Origin of the sequence: Longimicrobium sp. (genome assembly GCA_036389135.1) — a bacterium.
GTDB lineage: Bacteria > Gemmatimonadota > Gemmatimonadetes > Longimicrobiales > Longimicrobiaceae > Longimicrobium.
Genome location: DASVQP010000038.1, coordinates 115,971 through 130,569 on the forward strand (window position 1 = coordinate 115,971; position 14,599 = coordinate 130,569).

Here is a 14,599-nt window from a genome sequence, read left to right on the forward strand (position 1 = left end):
GCTGAATGTACACAGTTTTTACGCTACGGTCCAGTAAGAAGGAAACCGCGGCTCACACAGAGGGCACGGAGATCAACTGCAAGGCACAGAGAACCCCTTCCGCTGTTCTTTCGGTACCCTCTGTGGCTCTGTGTGAGGCTGTTTTTACTTGAGGCGGGTGAGGGCTTGGCGGATCAGCTCGGGGGCGGGAAGGTTGCCGTGCTCCTGGACGACGGAGCGGATGGCGCGCTCCGCGTCGGCCTGCAGGACGCCGAGGGCGCCGAGGGCACGCATCGCCTCTTCCATCCCGGGCGCGCGGGCACCCACGCCGGCGGGGGAGAGGAGGACGTCGTCCAGCTTCCCCGTGAGGTCCAGGACGATGCGCTCGGCCGTCTTCTTCCCCACCCCGCTCACCGAGACGAGCGCGGCGGAGTTGCGCTCGCGGATTGCGCGCACCACGCTCTGCGCACCCAGCGCACCGACGAGCGAGAGGGCCAGCCGCGGCCCCACGCCGTTCGCGCCCAGCAACTTGGCGAAGACGACGCGCTCCACGTCTTCCAGGAAGCCGTACAGGATCAGCGCGTCCTCGCGCACGATCTGGTAGGTGCGCAGCGTCACCTGCTCGCCCAGCTTGGGGAGGCGCTCGAAAACGCTGTTGGGGATGAGGATCTCGTAGCAGACGCCCCCGGGGGTGAATACCTCCACCCGCTCCAGCTCGCGCACCACCAGCTCGCCGCGGACCCGCGCGATCACTTCGCCCCCTGGTCGAACAGGCGCAGCTTCAGGTTCATCGGTGTCTTGGCGCCGGGCCCGAAGCCGCGGAAGCAGTGGCAGAGCGCCACCGCCACGCCGTCCGACGCGTCGTGCGGCTTGGGGGGGGCGGTGAGGCGAAGGAGGCGCTGCACCATGTATCCCACCTGCTCCTTGGTGGCCGCGCCGGTCCCGGCGACGGCGCTCTTGACCTCGGCGGGCGGATACTCGGCCACCTGGACGTCGCGCAGCGCGGCGGCAAGGAGCACCGCCCCGCGCGCGTGGCCCAGGACGACGGAGGTGCGCACGTTCTTGGAATAGAAGACGCCCTCCACCGCCAGCACGGCCGGCGAGTGGCGGGCGATGACCTCGGAGAGCCCTTCGTAGATGTCGCGGAGCCGCATGGGGAGAGCGGCCTTGGGGGCGGTGCGGATCACCCCGCACTCCACCAGCGACACGGCGCCGTCGCGCGTGCGGGCGACGACGCCGTAGCCGGTGACCGCGGTGCCGGGGTCTACCCCCATCACCAGCGACACCTCCGGCTGCAACGGACGGAGCGGCTGCACGGGCGCGGCCGCTCGGGGTGACTCAGACCTCGGCGAGGCTGTCGACATCCACGTCGGCGTTGCTGTACACCTTTTGGACGTCGTCCATGTCCTCGATCAGGTCCAGCAGCTTGACGAGCTTGTCCGCGTCCGGGCCCTCGACCTTGACCTCGGTCTTGGGGACCATCGCCAGCTCGGCCTCCTCCCACACGATCCCCTGCTCGCGCAGCGCGTCCTGCACGGCGTGGAAGTCGGAGACCTCGGTGAGCACGGTGAAGCCGCCTTCCTCCACCTGCACGTCCATGGCGCCGGCCTCGAGCGCGGCCTCCATCACCTTCTCCTCGTCGTACTTCTCGGAGTCGATGTGGATCTGGCCGCGGCGATCGAACATCCACGCCACCGAGCCCGTGGTACCGAGGTTGCCGCCGTTGCGCGAGAGCCACTTGCGAAGGTCGGCCACCGTGCGGTTGGCGTTGTCCGTGAGCGTGTCCACCATGATGGCGACGCCGGCGGGGCCGTACGCCTCGTACGTCACCTCCTCGTACGACACGCCCTCGAGCTCGCCCGTGCCCTTTTTGACGGCGCGGTCGATGTTCTCGTTGGGCATGTTGGCGGCCTTGGCCGTGTCGATGGCGAGGCGCAGGCGCGGGTTACCGGACGGGTCGCCGCCGCCGGCCTTGGCCGCCACGGTGATCTCGCGGATCAGCTTGGTCCAGGCGGCCGCGCGCTTGTTGTCGGTGATCGCCTTCTTGTGCTTGATCTGCTTCCACTTGCTATGCCCGGCCATCGGGCACCTCCACGTACGCTGTAAGGGAACGGATCGCCGCCGGGGCATGGCGAATATAGCTAACGCGCGGTCTGAAGGCCAAGAGAAGTGCTAAGTCCTAAGTGCTAAGTGCTAAGTGCTAAGTGCTAAGTGCTAAGTGCTAAGTGCTAAGTGCTAAGTGAAAACGCACTCACGCACTGACGCACTGCCGTTCAGGACTCAGCACTTAGCACTTAGCACTTCATTCCTACACCCCCGCCGCCTGCGGCAAAAACGCCGCAAACCTCGGATCGCTCTTCACCGGATTGAACCGTACGATCTCGAACTCGGCGATGCCGTTCTCGAAGTAGGGGTCGTCGCAGATCATCTTGGTGGCCTCCACCTCGCTGTCGAGCGTGGTGAGGATGACGCCGCCCGTGCGCGGCTCGCGCGGGCCGGAGAAGATCAGCTTCCCTTCACGGTACAGCCCGTCCAGGTACGCGCGATGGGCGGCGGTGTGGGCTTCTACTTCGTCGATCGGCTTCACGTAGCGGAGTAGGATCAGGATCATGGAACCGGAATGCCTGGGGATGGGGAGCGCGGGCTTGCCGCGGTCGAGACAACGCTTCTCTAGGGCTAGCGCATCGGGCGCTCCGCCGCAACCCGCCGCTACCGCACCCCGGCCGCCGCGAGCACTGCCTGGTGCACCCGCCCGTTGCTGGCCGCCACGCCGCGCCACGACGGGTTCGGCTGGTTGTAGCGAAAGGGCTCGCCGTCCAGCCCCGTGACGCGCCCGCCCGCCTCGCGCACGATCACCTCCGCGCCGCACACGTCCCACTCGTGCTTGGGGCCAAAGGAGACGAACGCGTCGCCCGTGCCGTCGGCCACCTTGACCATCTTGTACGCGGTGCTCCCCAGCGGATGAACCGTGCAGCTCTCCGCGAACCCGCCCAGCTCCCCGCGCCGCAGCTCGGACCGCGAGCAGAGGACGCGCGGCATACCCACCCGCGGCGAGACGCGGACGGGCACGCCGTTCAGCCACGCGCCGCCGCCCTCGATGGCGTGGTACACCTCGCCGGTGACGGGATTGCACACCACGCCCAGCACCGCGCGATCCCCCTCCACCAGCCCGATGCTGACGGCGAATTCGGCGATCCCCTGCACGAAGGAGTTGGTGCCGTCGATGGGGTCCACCACCCAGAGCCGCTCCCGTTCCAGCCGCTCGGGGGAGTCGGCGGTCTCCTCTGAGAGCCACCCGTACTCCGGCCGGTCGCCATTCAGCACCTCGCGGATCACGCGGTCCGCCTCCACGTCAGCATCGGTGACGGGCTGGTCGGGGTCCTTGTAGCGCACCTCCATTTTCGCGCGGAACGCGGGGCGAATCACCTCGGCCGCCGCCCGCGCGGCGCGGAGGGCGAGATCGAGGTCGGACTGCAGATCACTGAGATGCATCAGGCTCGCTCAACTGCTTGGCTCACACAGAGACACAGAGGAAACAGCGAGAACAGCAAGAAGGGTTCTCTGCGTCTTGCAGTTCCTCTGTGCCCTCTGTGTGTGATGCTTTTCGCGCGCATCCGCAGAACCGAGAGCGGAGCCAGGTGATCCCGGCTCCGCTCTCGCACCTCAACTCACGATCGGCCAAACGTCAGGGGAGTTCGCCGCCGCTGCCGGGGCAGTAATACGACGTGGAGCCGGTGCCGGTCGCACCGCCGCTGTCCGTGACCGTGGCCGACACGGTGATGATCCTCGCGATCGTGCCGCAGATGACGTAGGCGTCGCTGAATCCGTTGGCGTCGCTCGCCTCGCTTGCGCGCGTCCACTCGAAGCTGTACCCGGCGCCGGTGCCGCCGGAAGCGCTGGCCCAGCAGTACCCGCTGCCCTCGTCGCACGTGACCGAAACGACCGGCGCACCGCCACCCGGAGGCGTCGTGGTCCCGCCGGTGATGAAGCCCATGTACAGTAGCCGGTTCGGCGAGTTGGAGCCGGGGCTCGATACGTAGTTCTTGGACGACATGTCGTTGATGGCGTACGCCACGTCCACCGGCAGGGCGCCCGGGTTGTACTCCAGGTACATCGCGGCCGCGCCCGCCACGTGCGGCGAAGCCATGGAGGTGCCGCTGATCGTATTGGTGGCATAGTCGCCCGTGCTCCAGGCGGAGGTGATGCTGACGCCCGGCGCGAAGAGGTCCAGGCAGACTCCGTAGTTGGACGTCGAGGCTCGCGTATCGGACGAGTTGATCGAGCCAACGGTGAGCGCCGCCGTGACGCGCGCCGGCGAGTAGTTGCAAGCGTTGGCGCCGTTGTTCCCCGCGGCTACCACGTAGGTGACACCCGCGTTGATGGAGTTCTGCACCGCCTGGTCGAGCGCGCTGTTGGCGCCGCCGCCCAGGCTCATGTTGGCCACGGACCACGTGGTGCGGTTGGCGGTCACCCAGTCTACGCCGGCGATCACGCCGCTCCAGGTACCCGACGCATTGCAGTCCAGCACGCGCACTGATACCAGGCTCACGCCCTTGGCCGCGCCGTACGTGCTTCCGCCCGCGGTGCCGGCCACGTGCGTGCCGTGCCCGTTGCAATCCTGCCCATTCCATCCGTCGCCGATGGCGTCGTAACCCACCGTGGCGCGCCCGCCAAAATCGGAGTGCGTGGTGCGGATCCCTGAATCCAGCACGTACAGCGTCACCCCCGCCCCGGTGCGGTTGTACGTGTAGTTGCCGTCCAGCGGACGGCTGCGCTGGTCGATGCGGTCGAGCCCCCACGGCGCGCTGTACTGCGTGGCGGTGGCCTGCACCACGCCGTCCTGCTCGATGAGCTCCACCTGCGGGTTGTTGCGGAGCGCGTTGAGCTGCGCCGCGTTCAACTTGGCGGCGAAGCCGTTGAGCGCGGCCTGGTACACGAAGCTCGGCGTGGCGCCCACGGCTCGTGCCGCGGAGCGGGCAGACGCTCCCTTTTTGAGGATGACGATGTACTGGTCCTTGATCGGCGCTCCCGCCGGTGCGACGGACGCGCTCGGTGCCGGTCCGGCGATCGGCGCGACCGGGGTCCGGTCCGAACAGGCGGCGAGGGCCACGGTCAGGACTCCAAGCATAGCTACGGTACTGCGGTGCATTGAGTGTTACTCCAGTTAGGGAGAGTGGAATGGAAGCGGTGATCGGCGACCGCGCAACTTTACAATGCACAAAACAGTCCTAAAGTGCGCTTAGTGGAAGTTGTTCATTTTTGCGAGGTTACAGAAACGACCCAGCTACCGTTCACTCTTGGAGTGCTGCAGATCGGTGCAGCCGCATACCAATTCAGTGCGCGTTTTGTCTTGAAGGGAATGTTAGGAAAATCCAGCCTGACACCGAGGCACAGACTACGACCACGATCAAGGATACTCCTCTCTGTAGCCTTACCGTTCCCTCTGTGCCTTCTGTGTGATGCTCGTCCATTGTTCCTCTCCGCGGCTCCGCGTCTCTGCGTGAGATTTCCGTCACAATGCCAGACCGCCCCGGAACCGTGTAGGCGCCGGGGGCGGAGTGGTGGCAAGGATCACGGTCAGCGGTTGGATGTCTCGCGCGAGAGGCGGTACATCTCGGCGGCGCGCTCCGGGTTGCCCTTGCGGTCGTAGGCGATGCCCATGGCGTAGTAGGCGCGCGTGTTCTCGGGCTGAAGGCGCACGGCCTCCTCCAGCGCCTCGATCGCGGCGTCCGACTCGGCAAGCTGGTTGAGCGCCTCGCCCAGGATCAGGTACGCCGAGACCGAGGTGCCGTCCAGCTCCACCGCGCGGCGAAGGGCCGTGACGGCGGCCGCGTACACGCCCCGCTTGTAGAGCGCCGTGCCAAGCTGCAGGTGCACCTCGAACGAGTCCGGCGCCAGGCGCTGGGCGCGGCGCAGCTCCTTCTCCGCAGCGTCGAACTTGCGCTGGGCAGCCAGGGCCGCGCCCAGCCCCGTCACCGCCCGCACCAGGTCCGGGCTGACGGCGATCACGGCGCTGTACGCCTCGGCCGCCTCGGCGGCGCTGCCGGCGGCGGCCAGCTCGTCCGCACGGTCCAGCCGCGCGACGAGTGCGTCGTCCAGCGGCTCATCGACCACGGCGGCGCGTGCGGGTGCGCGCCGCGGGCCGCGCGTGGCGCGCGCGGGCCCGGCATCCTGCCCCGTCTCCGGCGGAAGGTCGTCCCCATCTGAGTCTCTGCTATTCCGGACCATCATCCACCCTGGTTGCGCGGGGGAGCTCCGCCGCTCCCCCCTGCTGGTGCTCCGTCTCTTCCAGCACCCACTTTCCGTACTCCTCCGACACCCACTCCAGCGGCGCGGCGACCAGCTCCGGCAGATCGTAAGGGTGAAGCTCCGCAATGCGCTGAAAGAGGCGGGGCACCAGGGACCGGCGCGTCTTGAAGAGCACCTGCGACTCCGAGTCGGCCCTCATCTCCCCCTGCCAGTGGTACATCGAGAGCACCCCCACCATTACCGTAGCGCAGGCGGCGAGCCGCTCCTGCACCACCATCTTCGCGAGGCGCTCCGCCACCGCCGAGTCTGGCGCGGTCATGAACACCAGTGCCAGATCCGCGCCGTCGTTCATCGCTGTTACGGCTCCGCTCCAACGGGGAGCGGGCCGTCGTCGCCGGTCAGCTCCGCCAGGGTGGCGCGCGCATGCGAGATGTGCCGCTGCGCGTGCGGCGACGCCGGCGGGCGCGCGAGGAATGCCCGCAGGTGCGCGATCGCCTCGTCCGTCTGCGCCTGCTGGAGCAGGAGGAACGCCAGCCCGTAGTGGGCCCCCGAGGCGTGCGGCTTCAGCTCCAGGACGCGGCGGTACGTCTTCATCGCCTCGTCCGTCATCCCGATGCGGGTGTACGTCACCGCGATCTGCTGGAGGACGTCCGTGTCGTTAGGGCTTTCGCGCAGGGCGAGCCGGAACGAGGTGAGCGCCTCGTGGAACTTCTCGTCCTGGAGGAGGACGGTCCCTTCCTCGTAGTAGTCCGGATCCCGCGCGTCCGAGCCAGGTCGGCCGTGGATGATCTTGTTGAACCAGGACATTCCGGTTTCGATAAGCGTGTGCTCGGGGACCGGACCGAAGCCAGGTGGAGGGTGCCGGACGGGCGCCGCGGAGCCCGTCCGGCAAGGGTCCCAAGTTACCCGCGAAGGGGTGGGGTGCGCAACCGAATCGGTCAGCGTCCCGGTGCCGCCGCCGTGGGGCCGGGCTTCTTCGCCACCACCACTCCTTCTTGCTCCAGGAGCACCTCCGCGCCCAGCCGGCGGAGCTCCTCCGATGCGCCTTCGGGCGCGGGGTCCAGCACCAGCCGCGTCCCCGGCGCCAGCACGCGCACCGCCTCCGCGAGCGGCGTCTCCGCGCCGGTGAGCGCCACGCCGCGCAGCATCCCGCCGCGCACGGGGAGCGCCGGGCCGCCGGCCACGCGGCTCACCCCCGGCGTGCCGTCTTCGGGGATGGGGTGTGCGGTGAAGGCTACCACCTGGAGCCCCGGCACCAGGGCGGCGATGGCGGGAGCAAGCTCCGCGCCGGGGCCGGCCACCAGCACGGTGCCGCTGGCTCCCGCCAGCCCCAGCAGCGCCGCCAGCCGCACCGCCGCGTCCGGGTCCTGCGCGGCCGCGGGCGTAGGCGCGCCTCCGACGACGCGCAGGTCGACGGTACCATCCTCGATCGGGTACATCTCGCGGCAGTTGGAGCAGCCCAGACTCCCCTGCACCACCCGCCGCTCCTCCAGCCGGTCCGCCAGGAGGATCAGACCGAGCTCCGGGCCGCAGCGTGGGCAGGTGAGGATGTCGGTGAGGAGGATGTGCATGGTGGTCGATGGGTGCGGCCGAGGTGGTGCCGGGGTGGGCGGGGGCCAGGCCTGGGCAGCCCGGCGGTTGAAACCGCTGCAACAACCGCGGGAAGCCTGCCTTCGCAGGCTCCGGTGGTGGCATTGGCGCGGGTGGGCGGGTCGGGCGCCGCATCACCGGGGGCTAAAGCCCCCGGCTGGAACCACGGGAAGGCGGCTAAAGCCGGCTCGAGAAACGCGGCATCAGACCCGGAGTCCGCGAAGGCGGACTTTGTGCTGTTGTTGCAGCGAGTTCACTCGCCCGAGGAGGTCACCACATCGGGCGGGGAGAGTACTGGGCCCACTGGTTGGGGGTCTCCCAGACACGGACGTAGGCGAGGTGCTCGCCGTCGGGGCCGAGGCGGTCGCGCATCTGCTGGTAGATCCAGCGGGCCTGGTTCTCCGCGCTCGGCTCCAGCTCGGTGAAGGGCGGGAGGTCGTTGATGTTCTCGTGGTCCAGGTGCTCGGCGATCGCGCGGAGGTGGCGCTTGGCCTCCGTGAAGTCGAACGCCATGCCGCCCTCGCCCACGTCCTCGAAGGCGAGACCGGCCTCCACGACGTAGTGGTGCCCGTGCAGCTTCTCGCACTTGCCGCGGTAGTTGCGCAGGAAGTGGGCGGAGTCGTAGTGGGCCTTGACGTTCAGCAGGAACATGGCGCTATGCGGCGGCCTCCACCGCGATGTAAGGGAGCTGCACGTGGCGCGGCTGCACGGCCGCAAAGAGCACCACGCGCGCCACGTCTTCCGCGCGCAGCATCGCCGCGCGGTCGGGAAGGTCGGCGCGCGAATCGGGGTCGATCGGGTCCCAGAGCGGGGTGTCGGTGGCGGCTGGCTCCACCAGGGTGGCGCGCACGCCGGTGCCGCGCACCTCCTGCAGCAACACCTCGTGCAGCCCGCGTTGCCCGAACTTCGACGCCGAGTACGCCCCGTTTTCCGGGTACGCCACGCGTCCCGCCACCGACCCGATCTGGATGATGTGCCCCGACCCGCGCTCCAGCATCAGCGGGAGGAAGGCGCGCACCAGCAGGAAGGGGGCGCGCAGGTTGGCGGCGATCTGTGCGTCGAAGGAGGCGGGGTCCGTCTCCGCCAGGCGCGCCAGGGCAAAGGCGCCGGCGGCGTTCACCACCAGGTCCGGCGCGTCGCCCAGCAGTTCGCCGACGTAGGTGGCCAGCGTGTGCACCGCCGACGGGTCGGATACGTCGGTGGGCATGGCGTGCCCCCCCACCTCCTCCGCGGCGCGGGCCAGGGCGTCGCCGCCGCGCGACACCATTCCTACCCACGCGCCGCTCTCCGCCAGCGCGCGCGCCACCGCCAGCCCGATCCCGCGCGACGCACCCGTCACCAGCGCCGTCCTCCCCCGCATCGAGTCGTCCATTTCCGTCCCCGTGGTCAGACCAGCGAGCCGCCCGTCACCAGCCGCAGGAACTCGTCGCGCGTGCGCAGGTCGTCGCGAAAGATCCCCTTCATGGCGCTGGTGACGGTCTTGGAGTTCTGCTTCTCCACGCCGCGCATCATCATGCAAAGGTGGGCGGCCTCGATCACCACGCCCACTCCCTGCGGGCGCAGGACGTCCATGATGGCGGAGGCGACCTGCTCCGTCAGACGCTCCTGCACCTGCAGCCGGCGCGCGAACACCTCCACCACGCGCGGCAGCTTGGAGAGCCCCACGATCTTCCCGTCCGGGACGTAGGCGATGTGCACCTTGCCGAAGAAGGGGAGCATGTGGTGCTCGCACATCGAGTACATCTCGATGTCCTTGACGATCACCATGTTGTGGTGGTCTTCCTCGAACACGGCGTCGCCGATCACCTCGGCCACGGACATGTCGTAGCCGCGCGTGAGCCAGCGCAGGCTCTTCTCCACGCGCTCGGGCGTCTTGACGAGGCCGTCGCGCTCGGGGTTCTCCCCCAGCTCCGCGAGCATGAGGCGCACGAGCTCGTCGAAAGCGGGTGCCTCCCGCTCGGAGGCGGGAACGATCAGTTCGGTCATCTATTCTCCCGTGTACTCCGCGTAGTTGCGCGGCGTCTCCCAAAGTACGATGCGCGCCAGCCTGCCCCGGGGCACGCGCGGCGCCAGCTGGTTCCAGATCGCCACCACCAGGTTCTCGGTGGAGGGGATCACCCCCTGCAGCCAGGGGACGTCCAGGTTGAGGTTGCGGTGGTCCATCTGCCCGATCACCTCTTCCGCCACGTCGCGCAGCTCGCCCAGGTCCACCAGGTAGCCGGTGCGCGGGTCCGGCTCCCCTTCCACCGTCACGTCCATCTCGTAGTTGTGGCCGTGCCAGTTGGGATGGTTGCAGGGCCCGTAGATCCGAGCGTTCTCCTCGTCCGTCAGCGCCGGGTTGTGCAGGCGGTGCGCGGCCGAGAAGTGCACCCGCCGTGTGACGCGGACCTTGGGCACGGGCTCACTCCAGGGTTGGTATGCAAGAAAAGGCCAGTCTCGCGACTAGCGAGACCGGCCCCGAGCCAGGACGCACAAGGGAGGATTTTTGAAGCCAGTGTGATACACTGTTTGGGTGACTTCCCCGCGGCTTTCCGCCTTCCTCCGGAGAGGCGTGACGTCTGCCACAAGAGCAGGTCCCTGCTTCAAAACTGTTGGCTCAAAAATGTAGCTCCCCGGTACGCCCGACGGGGATGAAGGTAGGGAGGATGCGGGGCGGCGTCAAGGTGGATGCGCCGCATGGGTGCGCATCAACTGGCCCTGCCCCACGCGGCCTCCCCCTCTCCCCGGCCCTCTCCCCCGCAAGCGGGGGAAAGGGTGCACTCCGCCCGTACCCGGATGTCTGTGGTAGGGGCGCGATTCATCGGCGCCCACCCCCTCCCCCACCTCGACCGCCGCCTTTCGCATCGTGGCTGCCCGTGGTCCTGACCACACAAACGCGGGAGAGCCGCACCGGCCTTTCCCCGAGTCCGCGCAGGCGGAATTTGTGCTGTTGTTGCAGCGACTTCAGTCGCCGGGACCCCTCAGAACAACAACCTGTACACCAGCGCCAGGTTGCGCCCCGGGTTCGGCGCGAAGTCCTTGATGCGGCTGGCGGCGTCGCGGTAGCGCTCGTCCAGCAGGTTGTCCGCGCGCAGGGTGATGGAGTGCACTCGCGCACTGCGGATCAGCGTGTAGCCCACGCTGACGTTCACCAGGTCGTACGCGCCGGTCGGCGTCTCGGTGGCAATCGGGTCGTCGATGCCCTGGCCCTCGCGCGTCGCCACGCGGTCCTGCGCGAAGGCGTGGCGCGCCTCGATGCCGGCGGAGAAGCGGTTGTTGTCGAAGCGCGCGGAGGCGCCCAGCCGCGCGGGGGGCATGAACGGCAGATGCCCGCCGTCGCGGAAGTCGCCGCGCACCAGGTCGCCCGTCACGCCCAGCACCACGTGACGCGCGACGGTGCCCTCCACCTGCCCCTCCAGCCCCCGCAGCTCGGCCCCGCGCTGGTCGTACTCATAGAAGGGGACGCTGTCGCCCACCTCGTCGTCGAAGCGCTGGCCGCTGAGCAGCGGGTAGATGTAGTTGTCGATGCGGTTGTAGAAGGCGGAGAGCTGCGCGTTGATCCGCTCGGACTGCGCGCGGAGCACCGCCTCTAGGCCGCTGTTCGTCTCCACTCCCAGCTCCGGATCGCCGAGCTCATAGGCGCCCGTCGCTGCGTGGAAGCCATCGGAGAAGAGCTCCTCCACCGTGGGCGCACGGAACGAGCGGGCCGCGCTCACGTTGGCGGACAGGTGCTCCGCCACCGGCACGCTGAGGCCGATGGAGCCCGAGAGATTGTTGAAGTCGCGCGTCACGCCGCCGCCGAAGCGATCGCCCTCGGCCGCGGTGAGGCGGTAGACGTCGTAGCGCGCGCCCGCCTGGAGCTGCGGAGCGCGCTCGCCGCCGCCGAGCGAGATCGCCTGGTACACGAAGAGGCCGCCGTTGCGCGTGTTCGCCGCGGGCGTCAGCGCCTCCTCCCCCTCGGGCGAGTACTGGCGAAAGAGCCCGGAGATGCCGAAAGCGCCGTTCAGGCGGCCGTGCGCCGTCTTGGCGATCAGCCCCGCCGTCTGCGTGCGCAGGTTGAAGGTGGTGCCGATCTCGCCGGTGTCCTCCACCTCGTCGTGCGTGTACCACTGCGCGGAGCCCTCGGCGCGCAGGTTGGTGAAGAAGCCGCCGCCCAGCGCCATGTCCGCGCGCGTGGTGCCCTCGTAACGGTGGCCGCGGATGCTGATCCCCGACTCCTCGGCGTCGGCCGAGGCGGGGAGGCCGTACTCGAAGCCGTAGCCGTTGAAGGCCAGCCCGCCCTGCACCCGCTCGCCGATGTAGCCTGCGCCGGCCTGCCCGTAGCGGTTGCGGAAGAAGGTGTTGTCGAGCGTGCCGCCGCCGCCGGTGCGCACGTCGTCCACGTTGCGGTAGCCGCCGCGCCCGCTCACCGCGAACGAGCCGCCGACGGGCAGGATCAGCTCGGCCGTGGCCGCGCCGCCCGGGTTCACCGACTCGCCCTGCACCGCCACGTACCCCTCGGCGTGCGTGGGCACGGTGGTGGGGATGTTCTGCGCGATGACGTTCACCACGCCGCCCAGCGCGTTGCTCCCGTACAGCAGCGACGCCGGCCCGCGCACCACTTCCAGACGCGTGGCGGCGAGCGGATCGATGGAGAGCGAGTGGTCCGGCGACGAGGCGGAGAGGTCGCCGGTGCGCTGGCCGTTCTGCAGCACCAGCACGCGCTCGCCGCTCAGCCCGCGGATGACGGGGGTGGATGCGGCGGGGCCGGAGTAGCGCACCGAGAGGCCGGGCTGCGTGGCCAGCGTCTGCGCCACGCTCGTCCCCAGGTTGCGCTCCAGCTCCTTCCCCGAGATCTCCGCGGTCGACTGCGTGATGCGGAGCGGGTCCGCGCTGCCGGGGGATGCGGTGACGTTGATCCCCTCGATGGCGAGCGGCGTGGCGCGCATGCGGATCTCCACCGTCACCACCGCCCCCGACTCCGGGACGACGACGACCGAGTGCGCGGGCGCGTACCCCAGCAGCGTCGCGTCCAGGTGGTACGTCCCCGGGCGCAACGCGCGGAAGGTGAAGGAACCGTCGCCGCCCGTGGTGATGGAGCGGCTGATCTCCGCGATGGTGACGCGGGCGTTGGGGAGCGGGGCGCCATCACGGGCATCGCGCACGACGCCCGTGATGGGACCCACCTCGTCGGCGTGCGCCGCCGCCGGGGCGAGCCATGCAAACGCGGCCGCGGCGAGCGCGGACCGCACGAAAGTACGAAACTTCATGTTGCACTCCTGGACGGACAGATCGGATGCACCCCGGGCATTCGCGCGCGGGGTGTGGTCACGGTGCGCGGCCCAATGGGGGCGCCGCGGTCGTCAGGAGATGCTGGGAGGGCCGCGTGGAAGCGAGGGCGACGCCGACAGGAGACGGCGCGCGATGCTCGGCGGCGGCGCCGGAATGGCGGCGTCGACGAAGCCGGCGCGCAGCGCGAGGCCGCGCTCCGGAAGCGCGAGCGTGCCGTTCGCCAGCGTCTGGCAGAAGGCGCAGTCGCGCGGGTGCTCCGGCACCGGGGCGCGGTCGTCCTCCGAGCCCAGCGCACCGATCGTGATCCCGGCTGGCGCGAGCGGCGCCGAGCGGTGCAGCAACGCCCCGAGGTCGCCGCCCAGCACGTGGGCAAGAGCGGCGATCAGCAGGAACAGTCGGGCGTTGGGGCGGTGTTTCATGATGTGCGGGGTACCCCTCGCCAACGGCGGGAGTTCCCACCGTGGACGGCCCGCGCTCACGCCAGGAAACCCCGCAGGCGCGCGAGGTTGGCCCGGTCGGTGGCCGCGTGGTCGTCACCTTTTGGCGTCTCCAGCACCTTGGGAAGCGACGCGAGCCGCTCGTCGGTCATGATGCGCCGGAACGGCTCGTCGCCCAGCGACCCTTCGCCGATCGCCTCGTGGCGGTCTTTTTTGCTGCCGAAGGCGCACTTGGAGTCGTTCAGGTGCAGGAGGCGCAGCCGGTCGAGCCCCACGGTGTCCGCCAGGCGCGCGATGACGCCGTCGTAATCCTCACGCAGATCGTAGCCGGCGGAGTACACGTGGCAGGTGTCCAGGCACACGCCCACGCGGTGGCGCTGAAGAGGTGAGATGCGATCGATGATCTCCGCCAGCTCTTCAAAGGTCGAGCCCAGCACGCGCCCGGCCCCCGCCGTCGTCTCCAGCAGCACCATCGTGGATCCGGGCACCTCTTCCAGCGCCTGTTCGATCAGCGCGGCGTTCTGCGCCAGTCCGCGCGCCATGTCGCCGTCGGTCGCGTTGCCGGGGTGCGTGACGAGTGCATCGAGCCCCAGCCGCTCGGCCCGCCGCAGCTCGCCCTTGAACGCCTCAAGCGACCTTTCGCGCAGCACCGGATCGGCGGTGGCGAGGTTGATGAGATACGAGTCGTGAGCGTTGGTGAAGCCGATCGCCAGCGCGGTGATCGCCGCACGGAACGTCGCGGCGTCCTCCTCCCCCACCTCCACCTCGGCCCAGCGGTTGGGCTGCTTGGTGAAGATCTGGATGGCGGTTGCGCCGATCTCCTCGGCGCGGCCCGGTGCGTTGCAGCACCCGCCGGCGGTGGACACGTGGGCTCCCAGCAGCATCAATTCGTCGGTTTGAGGAGGCGCGAAAGTATACGGAGTTGACGGGGGTGTCAACGCCGTGAATGAGGAATGGCGCGACGTCCAGCCCTGTAGGGGCGCGATCCATCGCGCCCACCCTCACCCCCGCTTCGACCTTCGCCTTCCGCACCGATGCCGTAGGGGCAGACACGCGTGTCTGCCCTCCTCCGCCCCACCTCGACCCACGCCATC

General features: G+C 69.3%; 17 protein-coding genes. All 17 read right to left on the minus strand.

The window, feature by feature from the left end; genetic code table 11:
• Positions 1–144: 144 nt before the first annotated feature.
• Positions 145–732, minus strand: a complete 588-nt coding sequence (ruvA, locus tag VF584_09345; protein HEX8210383.1) for a Holliday junction branch migration protein RuvA — start codon at positions 730–732, stop codon at positions 145–147.
• Positions 729–1,295 (minus strand): crossover junction endodeoxyribonuclease RuvC, encoded by a 567-nt coding sequence (gene ruvC, locus VF584_09350; GenBank protein HEX8210384.1) that lies wholly within the window; start codon positions 1,293–1,295, stop codon positions 729–731. Before ruvC ends, ruvA begins: the two co-directional genes overlap by 4 nt.
• A 22-nt stretch (positions 1,296–1,317) precedes the next feature.
• Positions 1,318–2,061: a YebC/PmpR family DNA-binding transcriptional regulator gene (locus tag VF584_09355; GenBank protein HEX8210385.1), complete on the minus strand. Its 744-nt coding sequence runs from the start codon at positions 2,059–2,061 to the stop codon at positions 1,318–1,320.
• Between the two features lie 226 nt (positions 2,062–2,287).
• A complete protein-coding gene (locus VF584_09360; GenBank protein ID HEX8210386.1) occupies positions 2,288–2,590 on the minus strand; it encodes a YciI family protein in 303 nt (100 codons plus the stop codon).
• 98 nt (positions 2,591–2,688) lie between these two features.
• A complete protein-coding gene (locus VF584_09365) occupies positions 2,689–3,471 on the minus strand; it encodes a 3'(2'),5'-bisphosphate nucleotidase CysQ (protein HEX8210387.1) in 783 nt (260 codons plus the stop codon).
• A gap of 193 nt (positions 3,472–3,664) precedes the next feature.
• A complete protein-coding gene (locus VF584_09370; GenBank protein ID HEX8210388.1) occupies positions 3,665–5,128 on the minus strand; it encodes a S8 family peptidase in 1,464 nt (487 codons plus the stop codon).
• A gap of 428 nt (positions 5,129–5,556) precedes the next feature.
• The gene (locus VF584_09375) at positions 5,557–6,210 is read right to left on the minus strand and encodes a tetratricopeptide repeat protein (GenBank protein HEX8210389.1); all 654 of its coding nucleotides are present in this window, start codon (positions 6,208–6,210) and stop codon (positions 5,557–5,559) included.
• Positions 6,194–6,580, minus strand: a complete 387-nt coding sequence (gene cutA, locus VF584_09380) for a divalent-cation tolerance protein CutA (GenBank protein HEX8210390.1) — start codon at positions 6,578–6,580, stop codon at positions 6,194–6,196. The genes VF584_09375 and cutA overlap by 17 nt, the downstream gene beginning before the upstream one ends.
• 5 nt (positions 6,581–6,585) lie before the next feature.
• Positions 6,586–7,035 (minus strand): tetratricopeptide repeat protein, encoded by a 450-nt coding sequence (locus VF584_09385; protein ID HEX8210391.1) that lies wholly within the window; start codon positions 7,033–7,035, stop codon positions 6,586–6,588.
• A gap of 131 nt (positions 7,036–7,166) precedes the next feature.
• A complete protein-coding gene (locus tag VF584_09390) occupies positions 7,167–7,799 on the minus strand; it encodes a Trm112 family protein (protein HEX8210392.1) in 633 nt (210 codons plus the stop codon).
• 289 nt (positions 7,800–8,088) lie between these two features.
• Positions 8,089–8,469 carry a 6-carboxytetrahydropterin synthase gene (locus tag VF584_09395; protein ID HEX8210393.1) on the minus strand — a complete coding sequence of 127 codons (381 nt, stop codon included), beginning with the start codon at positions 8,467–8,469 and terminating at the stop codon, positions 8,089–8,091.
• A gap of 4 nt (positions 8,470–8,473) precedes the next feature.
• Complete coding sequence (locus VF584_09400) at positions 8,474–9,190, minus strand: SDR family oxidoreductase (GenBank protein ID HEX8210394.1); 717 nt, start codon at positions 9,188–9,190, stop codon at positions 8,474–8,476.
• Between the two features lie 14 nt (positions 9,191–9,204).
• Positions 9,205–9,804 carry a GTP cyclohydrolase I FolE gene (gene folE / locus VF584_09405; protein ID HEX8210395.1) on the minus strand — a complete coding sequence of 200 codons (600 nt, stop codon included), beginning with the start codon at positions 9,802–9,804 and terminating at the stop codon, positions 9,205–9,207.
• The gene (locus VF584_09410) at positions 9,805–10,215 is read right to left on the minus strand and encodes a 6-carboxytetrahydropterin synthase (protein ID HEX8210396.1); all 411 of its coding nucleotides are present in this window, start codon (positions 10,213–10,215) and stop codon (positions 9,805–9,807) included.
• Positions 10,216–10,778: 563 nt separating this feature from the next.
• Positions 10,779–13,046 carry a TonB-dependent receptor gene (locus tag VF584_09415; GenBank protein ID HEX8210397.1) on the minus strand — a complete coding sequence of 756 codons (2,268 nt, stop codon included), beginning with the start codon at positions 13,044–13,046 and terminating at the stop codon, positions 10,779–10,781.
• A 93-nt stretch (positions 13,047–13,139) separates the two neighbouring features.
• Entirely contained in the window at positions 13,140–13,487 is a 348-nt protein-coding gene (locus tag VF584_09420) for a hypothetical protein (GenBank protein ID HEX8210398.1), read from the minus strand.
• Positions 13,488–13,543: 56 nt separating this feature from the next.
• Positions 13,544–14,389: a deoxyribonuclease IV gene (locus VF584_09425; GenBank protein ID HEX8210399.1), complete on the minus strand. Its 846-nt coding sequence runs from the start codon at positions 14,387–14,389 to the stop codon at positions 13,544–13,546.
• Positions 14,390–14,599: the final 210 nt, after the last annotated feature.

Coding starts and splice junctions, on each gene's coding strand:
- cutA (HEX8210390.1), bottom strand. CDS start 6,580: ATGAACGACGGCGCGGATCTGGCACTGGTGTTCATGACCGCGCCAGAC.
- VF584_09390 (HEX8210392.1), bottom strand. CDS start 7,799: ATGCACATCCTCCTCACCGACATCCTCACCTGCCCACGCTGCGGCCCG.
- VF584_09360 (HEX8210386.1), bottom strand. CDS start 2,590: ATGATCCTGATCCTACTCCGCTACGTGAAGCCGATCGACGAAGTAGAA.
- VF584_09420 (HEX8210398.1), bottom strand. CDS start 13,487: ATGAAACACCGCCCCAACGCCCGACTGTTCCTGCTGATCGCCGCTCTT.
- VF584_09355 (HEX8210385.1), bottom strand. CDS start 2,061: ATGGCCGGGCATAGCAAGTGGAAGCAGATCAAGCACAAGAAGGCGATC.
- folE (HEX8210395.1), bottom strand. CDS start 9,804: ATGACCGAACTGATCGTTCCCGCCTCCGAGCGGGAGGCACCCGCTTTC.
- VF584_09370 (HEX8210388.1), bottom strand. CDS start 5,128: ATGCACCGCAGTACCGTAGCTATGCTTGGAGTCCTGACCGTGGCCCTC.
- VF584_09375 (HEX8210389.1), bottom strand. CDS start 6,210: ATGATGGTCCGGAATAGCAGAGACTCAGATGGGGACGACCTTCCGCCG.
- VF584_09365 (HEX8210387.1), bottom strand. CDS start 3,471: ATGCATCTCAGTGATCTGCAGTCCGACCTCGATCTCGCCCTCCGCGCC.
- VF584_09415 (HEX8210397.1), bottom strand. CDS start 13,046: ATGAAGTTTCGTACTTTCGTGCGGTCCGCGCTCGCCGCGGCCGCGTTT.
- VF584_09385 (HEX8210391.1), bottom strand. CDS start 7,035: ATGTCCTGGTTCAACAAGATCATCCACGGCCGACCTGGCTCGGACGCG.
- VF584_09400 (HEX8210394.1), bottom strand. CDS start 9,190: ATGGACGACTCGATGCGGGGGAGGACGGCGCTGGTGACGGGTGCGTCG.
- VF584_09425 (HEX8210399.1), bottom strand. CDS start 14,389: ATGCTGCTGGGAGCCCACGTGTCCACCGCCGGCGGGTGCTGCAACGCA.
- VF584_09395 (HEX8210393.1), bottom strand. CDS start 8,469: ATGTTCCTGCTGAACGTCAAGGCCCACTACGACTCCGCCCACTTCCTG.